16 protein-coding genes are annotated in these 14,139 nt (G+C 68.9%); 10 read left to right on the forward strand and 6 right to left on the reverse strand.

Translation table 11 applies throughout. The features are described from left to right. Positions 1 to 35: 35 nt before the first annotated feature. The 4 genes from AC07EJ_RS09150 to AC07EJ_RS09165 all read right to left on the reverse strand — a co-directional run bounded on the left by AC07EJ_RS09150 (position 36) and on the right by AC07EJ_RS09165 (position 2,689). Complete coding sequence (locus AC07EJ_RS09150; RefSeq protein WP_389478241.1) at positions 36 to 512, reverse strand: MarR family winged helix-turn-helix transcriptional regulator; 477 nt, start codon at positions 510 to 512, stop codon at positions 36 to 38. Positions 513 to 628: 116 nt separating this feature from the next. Further along, positions 629 to 1,402 carry an AIM24 family protein gene (locus tag AC07EJ_RS09155; RefSeq protein ID WP_389478242.1) on the reverse strand — a complete coding sequence of 258 codons (774 nt, stop codon included), beginning with the start codon at positions 1,400 to 1,402 and terminating at the stop codon, positions 629 to 631. Next, the gene (locus tag AC07EJ_RS09160) at positions 1,399 to 2,049 is read right to left on the reverse strand and encodes an AIM24 family protein (protein WP_389478243.1); all 651 of its coding nucleotides are present in this window, start codon (positions 2,047 to 2,049) and stop codon (positions 1,399 to 1,401) included. The genes AC07EJ_RS09155 and AC07EJ_RS09160 overlap by 4 nt, the downstream gene beginning before the upstream one ends. 1 nt (position 2,050) lies before the next feature. Continuing rightward, on the reverse strand, positions 2,051 to 2,689 hold the full coding sequence (locus AC07EJ_RS09165) for an AIM24 family protein (RefSeq protein WP_478883999.1): 639 nt from the start codon (positions 2,687 to 2,689) through the stop codon (positions 2,051 to 2,053). A 165-nt stretch (positions 2,690 to 2,854) separates the two neighbouring features. Between AC07EJ_RS09165 and AC07EJ_RS09170 the strand changes: the two genes are divergently transcribed. The 6 genes from AC07EJ_RS09170 (at position 2,855) to AC07EJ_RS09195 (ending at position 7,495) form a co-directional block, all read left to right on the forward strand. Then, positions 2,855 to 3,199 (forward strand): DUF3817 domain-containing protein, encoded by a 345-nt coding sequence (locus AC07EJ_RS09170; RefSeq protein ID WP_389478245.1) that lies wholly within the window; start codon positions 2,855 to 2,857, stop codon positions 3,197 to 3,199. Beyond that, positions 3,196 to 3,495, forward strand: a complete 300-nt coding sequence (locus tag AC07EJ_RS09175) for an MTH1187 family thiamine-binding protein (RefSeq protein ID WP_389478246.1) — start codon at positions 3,196 to 3,198, stop codon at positions 3,493 to 3,495. Before AC07EJ_RS09170 ends, AC07EJ_RS09175 begins: the two co-directional genes overlap by 4 nt. A gap of 124 nt (positions 3,496 to 3,619) precedes the next feature. Beyond that, entirely contained in the window at positions 3,620 to 4,129 is a 510-nt protein-coding gene (locus AC07EJ_RS09180; protein ID WP_116509794.1) for a MarR family winged helix-turn-helix transcriptional regulator, read from the forward strand. Positions 4,130 to 4,172: 43 nt separating this feature from the next. Next, positions 4,173 to 4,511: a DUF3817 domain-containing protein gene (locus tag AC07EJ_RS09185; RefSeq protein WP_116509791.1), complete on the forward strand. Its 339-nt coding sequence runs from the start codon at positions 4,173 to 4,175 to the stop codon at positions 4,509 to 4,511. Between the two features lie 94 nt (positions 4,512 to 4,605). After that, positions 4,606 to 6,306, forward strand: a complete 1,701-nt coding sequence (locus AC07EJ_RS09190; protein ID WP_389478390.1) for a coenzyme B12-dependent isobutyryl-CoA mutase large subunit — start codon at positions 4,606 to 4,608, stop codon at positions 6,304 to 6,306. Between the two features lie 100 nt (positions 6,307 to 6,406). Then, positions 6,407 to 7,495, forward strand: a complete 1,089-nt coding sequence (locus tag AC07EJ_RS09195; RefSeq protein ID WP_478884000.1) for an alpha/beta fold hydrolase — start codon at positions 6,407 to 6,409, stop codon at positions 7,493 to 7,495. Between the two features lie 15 nt (positions 7,496 to 7,510). On the opposite strand, the gene AC07EJ_RS09200 is transcribed toward AC07EJ_RS09195, so the two are convergent. After that, positions 7,511 to 8,137: a TetR/AcrR family transcriptional regulator gene (locus AC07EJ_RS09200; RefSeq protein WP_389478249.1), complete on the reverse strand. Its 627-nt coding sequence runs from the start codon at positions 8,135 to 8,137 to the stop codon at positions 7,511 to 7,513. Positions 8,138 to 8,453: 316 nt separating this feature from the next. Between AC07EJ_RS09200 and AC07EJ_RS09205 the strand changes: the two genes are divergently transcribed. The 4 genes from AC07EJ_RS09205 to AC07EJ_RS09220 all read left to right on the forward strand — a co-directional run bounded on the left by AC07EJ_RS09205 (position 8,454) and on the right by AC07EJ_RS09220 (position 12,616). Beyond that, a complete protein-coding gene (locus tag AC07EJ_RS09205; RefSeq protein ID WP_389478250.1) occupies positions 8,454 to 9,422 on the forward strand; it encodes a tetratricopeptide repeat protein in 969 nt (322 codons plus the stop codon). Positions 9,423 to 10,053: 631 nt separating this feature from the next. Next, a complete protein-coding gene (locus AC07EJ_RS09210; RefSeq protein WP_389478252.1) occupies positions 10,054 to 10,671 on the forward strand; it encodes a DUF6230 family protein in 618 nt (205 codons plus the stop codon). A gap of 135 nt (positions 10,672 to 10,806) precedes the next feature. After that, positions 10,807 to 11,364: a DUF6114 domain-containing protein gene (locus tag AC07EJ_RS09215; protein ID WP_389478254.1), complete on the forward strand. Its 558-nt coding sequence runs from the start codon at positions 10,807 to 10,809 to the stop codon at positions 11,362 to 11,364. Continuing rightward, on the forward strand, positions 11,354 to 12,616 hold the full coding sequence (locus AC07EJ_RS09220) for a hypothetical protein (RefSeq protein WP_389478255.1): 1,263 nt from the start codon (positions 11,354 to 11,356) through the stop codon (positions 12,614 to 12,616). The genes AC07EJ_RS09215 and AC07EJ_RS09220 overlap by 11 nt, the downstream gene beginning before the upstream one ends. Before the next feature lie 73 nt (positions 12,617 to 12,689). Here AC07EJ_RS09220 and pyk read toward each other — a convergent pair whose 3' ends face one another. After that, positions 12,690 to 14,120 carry a pyruvate kinase gene (pyk, locus tag AC07EJ_RS09225; RefSeq protein WP_389478257.1) on the reverse strand — a complete coding sequence of 477 codons (1,431 nt, stop codon included), beginning with the start codon at positions 14,118 to 14,120 and terminating at the stop codon, positions 12,690 to 12,692. Positions 14,121 to 14,139 lie beyond the last annotated feature (19 nt).

Below are 14,139 nucleotides of genomic sequence, written 5' to 3' on the forward strand. Positions count from 1 at the left end.
GGACGGGGAAGGTCGGCGTTCCCCGTTCGCAATGGTCACGGTTTGCCGCGCTGCGAACGCAGGTGGTCGGCGATCGGGGTCAGCGCCTTGTGGAGGGCGTCGAGCTCCTCGGCGGAGATCAGATCCACGAAGTGCCGCCGTACGGATGCCACATGGTGAGGGGAGACCTTCTTCATGGTCTCCATGCCGTCCTCGGTCAGGACGGTGTAGAGGCCGCGGCGGTCGGACTCGCAGTTCTCACGGCGGACGAGTCCGGCGTTCTCCATGCGGGTGATCTGATGGGAGAGTCGGCTCTTGGACTGCAGGGTGGCGGTCGCGAGATCGCTCATGCGCATCCGGTGGTCGTCCGTCTCGGAGAGATGCACGAGGATGTCGTAGTCGTTCATCGTCAGGCCGAACGGCTGGAGGTCCTTCTCGAGCTGGTACGTCAGCATCCTGTTGACCTCTACGTGCGTGCGCCAGGCGCACTGTTCCTCGTCGGTCAGCCAGCGTGTGGCCGTCTCGGTCTCCATATATTGAGTCTACCTAAGAAGTTGAAATGCGAACGAAAGTGGGGGATGTGACGCCTCCCACCCCTTCGTGGCACAAAGGGGTCACGCGTTCGACGTCACACTCCGCAGATTACCGCTCACAGTCCGAAGCGACGCTGGAGGTCGCCGAGCTGTCCGGGAAGACGCGGTACCCCCGGCTGCTGCCCGGGCACCCCCTGACCCCCCGGCACGCCCGCCTGCCGCGGCACCGCGCCCGTCGCCTGTTCGGCCATCAACGTCTCCGTGGACTGCAGCAATACCGTCCCGGCGCCCACGAACTCGAACTGGTGCTCCTCCCCGGAGACGCCTCCGACGCCCGTCATCGCACGTAGACCGCCGATCACGCCCGTGAGATAGGCGTGGTCGTAGTGGTGACACGGTGACGGGCAGTCGGCCCAGCCGACCAGCGCCTGTGGATCAACGCGGATGGGCGGTTCCATGAAGACCACCGGGCCGCTCGAGGCCGCCACGAATTTGCCCGTGCCAATGAGTGTCAGGAAGCCGGGAACGATGGACTGTTTCAGCGCGAGAGTTGGCTGAAAAGCGAGCAGGTTGCCCGAGCGGATCGTCAGGTTCCCGTTCTCCAGGTCGTACGAATTCACGTCGAAGGCCCGGTCGGCGAGCAGCATCTTGCCCGAGCCCTCCGCCACGACCCAGTCGCTCGCGTGCAGCGGGGAGTGGAAGGACGTCCGCACGAGGCGGTCGAGGCGGCCGTGCCCGATCCCGTTGAAGTCGATGCGCCCGTAGTAGGCGATCATCTTGCCCTTCTGCAGGAACCAGCTGCTGCCCTTGAGTTCCACGCAGAACGTGTACGCGTTCACGTTGTCGTCGGCCGGCAGGGTGGCCGGGTCGAAGATCACGGGGGTGCTCACAGCTTCTCCTCCGAGGCCTGGACGTACACGGCGCCGCTGCCGCTGAGCTCCAGCTGGAACGCCTCGCCGGAGCCGCGCCCCACCATGTCGCGCCAGCCGAGGGCCGTGGACAGCTTGTTCCGTACGTCGCCGTGGTGCGCGACGTATGCCTGCGGGTCGACATGGACGGGGCGGCCCGGGGTGATCGGCAGCTCGATGACGCCGCCGTGCGCCATGACGGCGACCGCTCCGTGTCCCTTGAGGGTCGTGGTGAACAGGCCCTGGCCGGTGACCTGGCCGCGCACCATGCCCATGACACCGCCCTGCGAGCCCATGAACATCGTGCCCTGCTGAAGACTCCCGTCGAAGGCGAGCAGCCGGTCCGCCTCCACGTAGAGGGTGTCTCCGGAGAGGGCTATCACCTGGACGTGGTGGCCGCCGTGCCCGAAGAGGACCGTCCCGCTGCCGTCCACGGTCATCAGCGGCGTCGCCTCGTTCGCCACGCGGCGCCCGAGCATCGACATCACCCCGCCCTGGCCGCCCTGGATGCTGGGCGTGAAGGTCACGTCCCCCTTGTAGGCGAGCATCGCGCCGCGCTGGCTGTAGATCCGCTGCCCGGGGACGACCGTCGCCTCGACCATCTTCGAGTTGATCTCACGGAAGGGCATCTCACACGTCTCCCGCGATCGTGTTGCGCTCACTGGGCTGTACGTAGACCAGGCCGTCGCCCTCGAAGCGGATCTGGAAGGCCTCGCCGCCGCCCTCGCCCAGGAACGTGCGGAACGTGACGCCCGACTGGAAGGTCTGCCGCACATTCCCCTGATGTGCGACGTACGCGCCCGGGTCGACGGTCAGCGGAAAGTCCCGGCTGACGCGGAGCACCACCGCGGGGCCCTCGCTCATGATCGCGGCCTGGCCGTGGCCCTCGATGGTCGTCGTGAACAGGCCGTTGCCCTGGGAGGCGCCGCGCACGCCGGTGAAGGACGTGCCGGTGCGCAGGCCCGCGTCCGTGCAGAGCAGATTGCTCGACTCGACGAAGAGCTTGTCGCCCCGCAGGTTCACGACGCTGATCTCGCTCGCCCGGTCCGCGAACCAGCACGTGCCCTGCCCCTTCACCTCCATCACCGTCATCTCCTCGCCGGTGAGGCGGCGGGTCACCATGCCGCGGATGCCCTCGCCGCCGCCCGTCATCTTCTTGAACGCCATCCGGCCGTCGTACGCGACCATCGAGCCGTTCTTCGCCCTGACGCTGTCGCCCGTCATGTCGACGGCGAGCACTCTGCTGCCTTGAAGCCGGAACGTAGCCACGATGTGACGGTAATGGGCGAGATGCCCCCCGGGACAGGGGTCCCGCCCCTGAACGAACCCTGAGCGAACCCCATGACATCCCCGATGCCACAATGGGCAGCGCTTGTGCTTGCGTTCACAAGATCGAACGCCGGCCCCCCTCACCGCTTCTGCCGAAGGTGCCCCGTGGACATCAAGACCGCCTCCGCACTCCGCCGACTCCGCCTGGTCTCCGCCCCCGAGGCGGTCTCCTTCCTGCTGCTCCTCGTCTGCTCGGTGCTGAAGCGGACCACGGAGTTCGACGCCGTCCCGGTGATGGGCATGGTGCACGGCGTCCTGTTCATCCTCTACGTGCTCTTCTGGCTCGACGCGTGGAACCGCACGAAGTGGGGCGTGAAGACGGGCGCCCTCTACTTCGTCCTCTCCGTCCTGCCGACCGGCGGCTTCTTCGCCGAGCGCAAGCTGAAGCGTGAGGCGGAGGCCGCGGTCATCGCGTCCCGCGCCCGCCAGGAGAAGGTCGCGAGCGCATGATCGTCGCCTTCTCGGTCTCCCCGCTCGGTGTCGGCGAGGACGTCGGCGAGTACGTGGCCGACGCCGTCCGCGTCGTACGCGAATCCGGGCTCCCCAACCGCACCGATGCGATGTTCACCACCATCGAGGGCGAGTCGTGGGACGAGGTGATGGACGTCGTGAAGCGCGCCGTCGCCGCCGTCGAGGCGCGGGCCCCGCGCGTGTCCCTCGTCCTCAAGGCGGACATCCGCCCCGGTGTGACGGACGGCATGACGTCGAAGGTCGCGACGGTGGAGCGGCATCTCGCCGTGGAGTGACACCTGCTCGGAAACCGTCTTCCGCGTGCAGCCCCGGCCCGGGCGGGCCGGGGCTTTCGCGCGTCCGGGACCGAAGGGCGAGACGGGGCTGACCAGCATATGACCGGCCGGTAAGGTCTTGGGCGTGCCGAAGCCGCTCAGCCTTGCCTTCGATCCCATCGCCCGTGCAGACGAACTCTGGAAGCAGCGCTGGGGGTCCGTGCCGTCCATGGGCGCGATCACCTCGATCATGCGCGCGCACCAGATCCTCCTGGCCGAGGTCGACGCGGTCGTGAAGCCGTACGGGCTGACCTTCGCGCGGTACGAGGCGCTGGTCCTGCTCACCTTCTCCAAGGCCGGCGAGCTGCCGATGTCGAAGATCGGCGAGCGGCTCATGGTGCACCCGACCTCGGTGACGAACACGGTCGACCGCCTGGTGCGGTCCGGGCTCGTCGACAAGAGGCCCAACCCGAACGACGGGCGCGGAACGCTCGCCTCCATCACCGCCAAGGGCCGCGAGGTCTGCGACGCCGCCACCCGCGACCTGATGGCGATGGACTTCGGGCTCGGGGTGTACGACGCCGAGGAGTGCGGCGAGATCTTCGCGATGCTGCGGCCGCTGCGGGTCGCCGCCCACGACTTCGACGAGGCCTGACCCGCGCGAAGATCGCGCAAAACGGGCCGTTACGCTCGTATCCATGAAACGAAGCGTGCTGACCCGGTACCGGGTGATGGCCTTTGTCACGGGCGTCCTGCTGGTCCTGCTGTGCCTCGGCATGATCGCCAAGTACGTGCTCGGCATCGACGGCGCGGCGGATGTCACGCGCGTCGTCGCCATCGCGCACGGCTGGCTGTACGTGATCTACCTGGTCTTCGCCTTCGACCTGGGCTCCAAGGCGAAGTGGCCGGTCGGCAAGCAGCTGTGGGTGCTGATCGCCGGCACGATCCCGACCGCCGCGTTCTTCGTGGAGCGGAAGGTCTCCCGTGAGCTGGACTCCAAGGTCGCCGACGACGCCCCCGCCGTCGCCAAGGCCTGACGAACCGCGCCACCCCAACCGCCCGCACGATGTGCGGGCGGTTTGCCATCGACATTTACTAGGACGTCCTAGTAAATTTGAAGGCATGGGAAGCATGGACGCTGACGCCATCGAAGAGGGCCGCCGCCGCTGGCAGGCCCGGTACGACTCCGCCCGCAAGCGGGACGCCGACTTCTCGACGCTCTCCGGGGACCCGGTCGACCCGGTCTACGGGCCACGCCCCGGGGACACCTATGAAGGCTTCGAGCGGATCGGATGGCCCGGCGAGTACCCGTTCACGCGCGGCCTGTACCCGACCGGGTACCGGGGCCGTACGTGGACGATCCGGCAGTTCGCCGGGTTCGGGAACGCCGAGCAGACCAACGAGCGCTACAAGATGATCCTCGCCGCCGGCGGGGGAGGGCTGAGCGTCGCCTTCGACATGCCGACGCTCATGGGCCGCGACTCCGACGACGCGCGCTCGCTCGGCGAGGTCGGGCACTGCGGCGTCGCCATCGACTCCGCCGCCGACATGGAGGTCCTGTTCCAGGACATCCCGCTCGGGGACGTCACGACGTCCATGACGATCTCGGGCCCCGCCGTGCCCGTCTTCTGCATGTACCTCGTGGCCGCCGAGCGCCAGGGCGTCGACCCGGCCGTCCTCAACGGCACGCTCCAGACCGACATCTTCAAGGAGTACATCGCGCAGAAGGAGTGGCTCTTCCAGCCCGAGCCGCACCTGCGCCTGATCGGCGACCTCATGGAGCACTGCGCGGAGGGCATCCCCGCGTACAAGCCGCTCTCGGTCTCCGGCTACCACATCCGCGAGGCCGGCTCCACGGCCGCGCAGGAGCTGGCGTACACGCTCGCCGACGGCTTCGGCTACGTGGAGCTCGGCCTGTCGCGCGGGCTCGACGTGGACGTCTTCGCGCCCGGCCTCTCCTTCTTCTTCGACGCCCACCTCGACTTCTTCGAGGAGATCGCCAAGTTCCGCGCCGCGCGCCGCATCTGGGCCCGCTGGCTGCGGGACGTGTACGGGGCGAAGACCGACAAGGCGCAGTGGCTGCGCTTCCACACGCAGACCGCAGGTGTCTCCCTGACCGCGCAGCAGCCGTACAACAACGTCGTGAGGACCGCCGTCGAGGCGCTCGCGGCCGTGCTCGGCGGCACCAACTCGCTGCACACGAACGCCCTCGACGAGACCTTGGCGCTCCCCTCCGCACAGGCCGCCGAGATCGCGCTGCGCACGCAGCAGGTCCTCATGGAGGAGACCGGCGTCGCCAACGTCGCGGACCCGCTGGGAGGTTCGTGGTTCGTGGAGCAGCTCACGGACCGCATCGAGGCCGACGCGGAGAAGATCTTCGAGCAGATCAAGGAGCGCGGCCTGCGGGCCCACCCGGACGGGCAGCACCCCATCGGGCCCATGACCTCGGGCATCCTGCGCGGCATCGAGGACGGCTGGTTCACCGGCGAGATCGCCGAGTCCGCGTTCCAGTACCAGAAGGCGCTGGAGAAGGGTGACAAGCGGGTCGTCGGCGTCAACGCGCACCACGGGTCCGTCACCGGCGACCTGGAGATCCTGCGCGTCAGCCACGAGGTCGAGCGCGAGCAGGTGCGCGAGCTCGGCGTCCGCAAGGCGGCCAGGGACGACGCCCGCGTGCGCTCCGCCCTCGACGACATGCTGAAGGCCGCCCGCAACGGCGGCAACATGATCCCGCCCATGCTCGACGCCGTACGCGCCGAGGCCACCCTGGGCGAGATCTGCGGGGTGCTGCGCGACGAGTGGGGCGTGTACACCGAACCCGCCGGGTTCTGACGGGAGTTCGCGCCGGTGACACCTGGGGACTGACAGGTGTCACCCGGCGCTGGCCGGGTAGGCGCGGGCACGTCGATCGTCGCCTGCCTCTGGAGAATCCATGCGCCTGTCCGGGCTCAACCGCACCACCACGACCGTCGGATGCGCCGCCCTCGCCCTGCTCGGCGGGATGGTCCTCGGCGGATCCGGGGCGGTGAGCGCGAGTCCGCCGGCCGAGCCGAAGGTGCAGAACACCTTCGACCCGCTCGGCCCCGACGTACGCGCCGCGCAGCTCCCCTCCGGACGTACGGCCCACTACACCGACTCGGGCCCGCGCGACGGCGTCCCCGTCCTCTACATAGGCGGCACCGGGACCAGCGCGCGGGCCGTCCACATGACCGACTTCTTCCGCACCACGCGCGCGGACCTGGGCCTGCGTCTCATCTCCGTCGAGCGCAACGGCTTCGGCGACACCGCGTACGACCCCGCCCTCGGCAAGGCCGACTTCGCGCGGGACGCCCTCGACGTGCTCGACCGCCTAGGCGTGGAGAAGTTCAGGATCGTCGCGATCTCCGGCGGCGGCCCCTACGCCGCCGAACTCGCCGCCCGCGCGCCCGGCCGTGTCTCCGCCCTGCACCTGGCCGCGGCCCTGCCCCCGTACGGCGAGAAGCCCGCGTACTGCTCGATGTCCGACGACGCGCTCGCCGCGGCCCTGAAGGACTCCATCACCGACCCCCGCAAGTGGTGGGCGTTCCCCGACGACAGCCCCGTCAAGTCCATCCCGGGCTTCGCCGACACGGCGTACGAGGACGGCGCCCGTACCTACAACCAGCGCGGCCAGCAGGCGGATCCGGCGCCGCAGGTCCACGAGCAGAAGCTGTACTGCGAGCGGCCGGGCCCCGATCTGTCGAAGCTGACGGCCCCCGTGTACCTGTACGGCGGCGACAAGGACACCACGGTCCCGCCGGCCACGCTCGCGACCTGGCGCGAGCAGTTCTCCCCGGACCGCGTCACGGTCCGCACGTACGCCGACTCCGCGCACGACGTGCAGTACCGCCACTGGGACCAGATCCTCGTGGACCTCGCGGGACACGGGGACCGGACGGTCGTGTGCCGGGGCTCGCACACCCGCGTCCTGCCCGCGGACGAGGCGGACCGACTGGTCACCAAGAAGCGTGCCACGCTGGGCAGTTGCGCCTGGCAGAAGTGAGGGAACCTGGGCGGGCTACGCCTGTACGGACGCGAGTCCGCCCAGGAGCAGGGCCGTGAACCGGTCCACCCACTCCTCGTCCACCGGCTCCGCGCTCACCAGCGTGCGGTGCACCACGGCTCCCGCGACCACGTCGAAGATGAGGTCGGCGGTGCGGGCCGCGGCGGCCGGGTCGGGTTCGAGGGGGAGTTCGCCGCGCGCGTGGGCGCGGGCGCGGCCCTCCAGGACCAGGCGCTTCTGCCGGTCCACGATCGAGGTGCGGATGCGCTCGCGCAGCGGTTCGTCGCGCGTCGACTCGGCGATCACAGCCATCAGCGCCGTCTTGGTCTCCGGACGGTTCAGCAGCGCCGCGAACTGCAGGACCACGCCACCGATGTCCGCGGCGAGGCTGCCGCTGTCCGGGAGTTCGAGTTCGTCGAAGAGGACCGCGACCGCGTCCACGACGAGCTCGTTCTTGCCGGCCCAGCGCCGGTAGAGCGTCGTCTTGGCGACGCCCGCGCGGGACGCCACGTCCCCCATCGTGAGTTTGGACCAGCCGAGGTCCACCAGCGCCGCACGGGTCGCATCGAGGATCGCCGCGTCGGCGGTGGCACTTCGCGGGCGGCCCGTTCTCGGGAGGGGCGGGGGAATGCGGCTCTGCATGAAAGGGACCATACCGGCCGGTAGGGATAGCGCCGTGAGGCAGACCACAGCGAAGATCACCGGGGCCCCCTCCCCACGCAGTCCGCGCGAGAGTTACGCTACGACCCGTAGCGAAAGCGCGACAGATCTTGCGACAACCACGAGGCACCGGGTGGGGACCCGGCGCCGCACAGGCCCCTTCGGGCCGCAGAACGGCCCCTCTTGGGGCCGTGGATCACGTCCGCGACCGGATCCCTGACGGCACCCGCACTCCGGCGGGAGGCCGCGACGGGCGGTCCCGGCCCACAACACACCGCGGAAGGGGGAGGATGTACTCATGCAGCCACGGAACATGTCCATGAGCGGAGTCGTCGACCTCGCCGCGGTGAAGGCGGCCCAGGAGGCCAAGGCGAAGGCGGAGCAGGCGCGCGCCGAGTCCGCACGGCAGGGCGGCGGCGGGGCCGTCTCCCCGTCGAGCCTCGTCATCGACGTCGATGAGGCCGGTTTCGAGCGCGACGTCCTCCAGCGTTCGGCCGAAGTGCCCGTCGTCATCGACTTCTGGGCCGAGTGGTGCGAGCCGTGCAAGCAGCTGAGCCCGCTGCTCGAAGGCCTCGCGGCCGAGTACAACGGCCGGTTCGTGCTCGCCAAGATCGACGTCGACGCCAACCAGATGCTGATGCAGCAGTTCGGGGTCCAGGGGATCCCGGCGGTCTTCGCGGTGGTGGCCGGACAGGCCCTGCCGCTCTTCCAGGGAGCCGCGCCGGTCGAGCAGATCCGCGGGACGCTCGACCAGTTGATCCAGGTCGCCGAGGAGCGCTTCGGCCTGACCGGCATCACGGTCGACGCCGATGCGGAGGGACCTGCACCGGTCGTGGAGGCTCCGGCCGGTCCCTACGACGCTCTGCTCGAAGCCGCCGTCCAGGCTCTTGACGCCGGCGACCTCGCCGGAGCCGTCCAGGCGTACGAGAACGTGCTGAGCGACGACCCCGGCAACACCGAGGCCAAGCTGGGCCTGGCGCAGGCCGAGTTGCTCCTGCGGGTGCAGGATCTCGATCCGCAGAAGGTCCGTCAGGACGCCGCGGACCGGCCCTCCGACGTGGCGGCCCAGATCGCCGCCGCCGACCTCGACCTGGTCGGAGGCCATGTCGAGGACGCGTTCGGCCGACTTGTCGACACGGTGAAGGTCACTGCGGGCGAGGACCGGAACGCCGCGCGCGTGCGGCTGCTCGAACTCTTCGAGGTCGTCGGCTCCGACGATCCGCGCGTGACTACGGGCCGTGCGGCTCTGGCCCGGGTTCTCTTCTGAGCCGTTTCTGACCAGTTCCTAAACGCCGGGCGATGTGGCGCCCAGGTGAAAGTTCTGTCGCCACGGGTGCACAGCGGTCGCGCTTTGCCAAAACTTGGTAAAGGCGGCCGCTGTTACTTGGAGTAAGTCAAGGGCCATCTTCTGTCCGGTTACGCCCCTTCTTCCTCTGTTTTGGCAACTCGCTTGACACCACCCTGTGTTGTCGGGTGACACCATCGGGTCGTTGTTCGGTTATCCGTCCGTTACTAGCGAGTAACGAACCCCCTTGTGCCCGCGCCGAGAATGCACCACGATCGGCGACGCTCGGTCCTCATCCCGCAGTCCGACAGCCAATCGGGTCGCGGGGTTTCAGGGTCCCCACCGAGCAGGCCGGCAGCAGTGCCGCCGGCCTTGGGCAGGGGGGTCTCTGCTTCCCGGCAGGGCCTGTCCAGCAGGTTGCGCGTGACTGTCAGGTGCGACCAGTGGTGGTTGTCGCTCGGGGGTGATCGCCGGTGATTCGGGTGCCATTGCGCGCCCCCGAAACGGGCGCTCTCCTTCCCGAGGACGTAGCACTTCTCCCATCCCTGCCCGGCTGATCGCCCCAAGGGGTGCAGTCAGGGCCGGAGATGTACGTCCGAGAAGGAGGAAAGTCATGGAGTCCGTGGCTCGTGGCGGAACCAGATGGAAGCGGTTCGCCGTAGTCATGGTGCCGAGCGTCGCGGCGACTGCCGCGATAGGCGTCGCCCTCTCGCAGGGTGCGCTTGCGGCATCGTTCAGTGTTTCGGGTCAGTCGTTCAAGGTGACGGCCGACTCGCTCGACGGCACGGGATTCGTCCAGTACGGGGCGCTCGACAGCGGTAAGACGGGTACGCACCCGGTTGCCGTCGTCGGCCTCAACGAGGCGAAGATCACCAACCTGTGCCAGTCGGTCGTCGTGCCGGTGCCGGTCTTCGGTGACGTGTCGATGAAGCTCAGCGCGGGCGGTGCGGGCGGCCCCCGCGTCGAGGCGAAGAAGCTCTACATCGACGCCGATGACCTGCAGACCAACGCCACGTTCAAGAACATCGACATCGGCGTCGGTATCGACTCGACCACCAAGGGTCCGGGTCCGTCCAAGGGCGACAAGTACGTCCCGGACTCGTTCTCCCAGCAGGCCGACTCGGTGCACTTCGAAGATGTCAAGCAGCGCGCGTGGGCGACCACGGCCGGCACCTTCAAGCTCTCCGGCCTGCACATGCAGGTGCAGAAGGGCGCACACGAGTGCTACTAGGCCCCAGGGTCTAGTTCACTCACAGCGCTGAACGGCCGGGCGCGGGGGCGAACGGAAGCTCCGGGACGTCCCCGTGCCCGTATCCGACACGCACCATCACCACAGAACAACGCCATTCCCGAGGAGCTGTACGACATGAGCGCCGAAGCGCAAGCAGGGCTGGGCGACAGGCTCGGCCGGACGCGCCGATCGTTCCGAGGGTGGCGCGGTCAGCGCCCATTCTGGGGTGGTCTGCTGACGCTGCTGGGCGGCATTCCGATCATGTACTTCCCGTACGCGAATCTCACGCTCGGCTCGATGACCATCCGAATGTCGACGACTGCCGGCGCCGGTTCACTGATCATCGGCGTCCTGCTTGTGGTGCTCGGCCTGACGCTCTGGTTCCAGCCGATGTCCCGCATCTTCGCGGGCGTCGCGGCGATCCTGCTCGCCCTGGTCTCCTTGGTGGTCTCCAACTTCGGTGGCTTCGTCATCGGCTTCCTGCTGGCGCTGCTCGGCGGCGCTCTCGGCATCTCCTGGGGGCCCGCACGGGCCGCGAAGCAGGAGGCGGGCGGCGGGAAGTCCGCGGACGACGCGGACGCCCTGAAGGGCGAGACGGCAGCCTTCGACGCCTTCGGCGGTGCGTCGGACAATCTGTCAGGAACGAGCCCGAACGGTAACGACGTGACGAACGGGAGGCACCGTGCCGGCTGACGAGGTGCGTCACGAGAACTCTGCGGCAGAGTTCCGTGAGAGAACCGGGCCGCGGCATGCAGCCCCCAGAAAGCCGATGTTCACCAGGCTGCACATTCCCGCGGGCAAGGCCATAGCCATTGCGGCGATGCCCACCGCCGTGCTCATGGGCATGGGGCTGACCCCCACGCTCGCGCAGGCCAAGGACAATCCCACCAAGTTCTCGGCGGACGACTACAAGGCGTGCGCCGACGCGATCAAGGCGTCCGAGGACGGCAAGGACGGGACCGACGGCAAGGGTGACGAGTCCGCCTCGCCCACCCCGACGCCCTCGGCGTCCGCGGGCAAGGACGCGTCGGACGACAAGGCGGACTCGGGCGACAAGGCCGAGCCCACCCCGTCGCCCTCCGCGTCCAAGTCCTCGGACACCTCGGACGGTTCCTCGGGCGGCAGCACGGCCGGCACCAAGACGGCCACGCCCACCCCGGCGCCCTCCGAGACCAAGAACCCGCTCGACCCGCTGGGTGTCGGCGACGCGCTCAAGGACCTGCTGACGCCCAAGGAGAAGGAGTCGGCGACCCCGACCCCCTCGCCGTCGGCGTCCAAGTCCACGGACGTGGGCGGCACCGTCAAGGACACCGTCGACAAGGTCACCAAGCCCGTCACGGACACGGCGGACAAGGCCGGGGACGCGGTCAAGGACACGGTGGACAAGGCCGGCAAGGCCGTCGACGACGCCGCGGACAAGGCCACCAAGGTGGTCCCCACGCCGTCGCCGAGCGAGACCGGCGTGCCGGACAACTGCCCGGTCGCCACGGATGCCGAGGGCGACAACGAGCAGACCCCTGCTCAGGTCCCGAACGACTCGTGGCACCTGGAGGCCAGTTCGCTGACCCTCAAGGGTGCGGACTACCAGGGCGTCGTGAACGTGCGCACGCCCAACGGCACGATCAAGAAGGTCCTGAAGTACGTCATCTCGAACGGCACCGACATCGGTGACCTGCACCAGACGGTGGACGGTCCGGACGGCAAGACGTACCACGTCCAGGCCGGCAAGGGCACCACGTCCACCATCCGTGGCGGGACGACCACCATGTACACGGAGTCGATCTCGGGCAACCTCCTGGGCCTGATCCCGATCACGTTCGACGCCGAGCACCCGCCGCCGCTGAACATCCCGCTGATCTACTTCACGAACGTGAAGGTCAAGCAGGCCGGTCAGTTCGGCGGTGACCTGCACGTGCCGGGTCTCCACCAGTACCTCACCGGCTGAACCCGCTGCCGTACAGACGCCGAGGGCGCCCCCTGCAACAGGGGGCGCCCTCGGCGCAGTTCGGGGCGAGACGTCAGTCGCGCTCTCCGCCGCCCAGGTGGTGCACCCGGACCATGTTGGTGGTGCCGGGGACGCCGGGGGGCGAACCGGCCGTGATGATCACGGTGTCGCCGTCGTTGAAGCGGTTCAGCTTCACCATCTCGGCGTCGACGAGGTCGACCATCGCGTCGGTGTTGTCGACGTACGGCACGATGTGCGAGTCGACGCCCCAGCTCAGGGTCAGCTGGTTGCGGGTGCCCTCGTCCGTGGTGAAGGCCAGGATCGGCTGGGCCGCGCGGTAGCGGGACAGCCGGCGGGCCGTGTCGCCGGACTGGGTGAAGGCCACGAGGCCCTTGGCGCCCAGGAAGTCGGCGATCTCGCAGGCGGCACGGGCCACCGAACCGCCCTGCGTACGCGGCTTCTTGCCGGGCACGAGCGGCTGGAGGCCCTTGGAGAGGAGCTCTCCCTCGGCCGCGACGACGATCTTCGACATCGTCTTCACGGTCTCGATCGGGTAGGCGCCCACGGAGGACTCGGCGGACAGCATGACCGCGTCCGCGCCGTCCAGGATCGCGTTGGCGACGTCGGACGCCTCGGCGCGCGTGGGGCGGGAGTTGGTGATCATCGACTCCATCATCTGGGTCGCGACGATCACCGGCTTGGCGTTGCGGCGGCACATCTCCACGAGGCGCTTCTGCACCATCGGGACCTTTTCGAGCGGGTACTCGACGGCGAGGTCACCGCGAGCCACCATCACGGCGTCGAACGCCGCGACGACGCCCTCCATGTTCTCGACCGCCTGCGGCTTCTCCACCTTGGCGATGACGGGGACCCGGCGGCCCTCCTCGTCCATCACCTTGTGGACGTCCTGGACGTCGTCGGCGTTGCGCACGAAGGACAGGGCGACCATGTCGCAGCCCATCCGCAGGGCGAAGCGCAGGTCGTCGACGTCCTTCTCGGACAGCGCGGGCACGTTCACGGCCGCGCCGGGCAGGTTGATGCCCTTGTGGTCGGAGATGACACCGCCCTCGACGACGATCGACTTCACGCGCGGCCCGTCGACCTCAACGACGCGCAGCTCGACGTTGCCGTCGTTGATGAGGATCTGGTCGCCCTTGGAGACATCGCCGGGCAGACCCTTGTAGGTCGTGCCGCAGATCGACTTGTCGCCCGGCACATCGTCGGTGGTGATGGTGAACTCGTCACCGCGCACCAGCTCGACGGGGCCTTCGGCGAAGGTCTCGAGACGGATCTTGGGGCCCTGGAGGTCCGCGAGGACACCGACGGCGCGGCCGGTTCGCTCCGCGGCGGCCCGGACACGGTCGTACCGCCCCTGGTGCTCGGCGTGCGTGCCATGGCTGAAGTTGAAGCGGGCCACATTCATGCCGGCTTCGATCAGCGCAACGAGCTGCTCTTCGGAGTCGACGGCGGGGCCCAGCGTGCAGACGATTTTGGAACGGCGCATGGGGGCGATCCTATCGGTT

It is taken from the genome of Streptomyces sp. NPDC045026 (assembly GCF_056432625.1).

What these genes read in the sequence shown, in the direction of transcription:
- AC07EJ_RS09150 (WP_389478241.1), bottom strand. Translation starts at nt 512, where the DNA reads ATGGAGACCGAGACGGCCACACGCTGGCTGACCGACGAGGAACAGTGC.
- AC07EJ_RS09160 (WP_389478243.1), bottom strand. Translation starts at nt 2,049, where the DNA reads ATGCCCTTCCGTGAGATCAACTCGAAGATGGTCGAGGCGACGGTCGTC.
- AC07EJ_RS09175 (WP_389478246.1), top strand. Translation starts at nt 3,196, where the DNA reads ATGATCGTCGCCTTCTCGGTCTCCCCGCTCGGTGTCGGCGAGGACGTC.
- AC07EJ_RS09185 (WP_116509791.1), top strand. Translation starts at nt 4,173, where the DNA reads ATGAAACGAAGCGTGCTGACCCGGTACCGGGTGATGGCCTTTGTCACG.
- AC07EJ_RS09190 (WP_389478390.1), top strand. Translation starts at nt 4,606, where the DNA reads ATGGACGCTGACGCCATCGAAGAGGGCCGCCGCCGCTGGCAGGCCCGG.
- AC07EJ_RS09195 (WP_478884000.1), top strand. Translation starts at nt 6,407, where the DNA reads ATGCGCCTGTCCGGGCTCAACCGCACCACCACGACCGTCGGATGCGCC.
- AC07EJ_RS09200 (WP_389478249.1), bottom strand. Translation starts at nt 8,137, where the DNA reads ATGCAGAGCCGCATTCCCCCGCCCCTCCCGAGAACGGGCCGCCCGCGA.
- AC07EJ_RS09205 (WP_389478250.1), top strand. Translation starts at nt 8,454, where the DNA reads ATGCAGCCACGGAACATGTCCATGAGCGGAGTCGTCGACCTCGCCGCG.
- AC07EJ_RS09210 (WP_389478252.1), top strand. Translation starts at nt 10,054, where the DNA reads ATGGAGTCCGTGGCTCGTGGCGGAACCAGATGGAAGCGGTTCGCCGTA.
- AC07EJ_RS09215 (WP_389478254.1), top strand. Translation starts at nt 10,807, where the DNA reads ATGAGCGCCGAAGCGCAAGCAGGGCTGGGCGACAGGCTCGGCCGGACG.
- pyk (WP_389478257.1), bottom strand. Translation starts at nt 14,120, where the DNA reads ATGCGCCGTTCCAAAATCGTCTGCACGCTGGGCCCCGCCGTCGACTCC.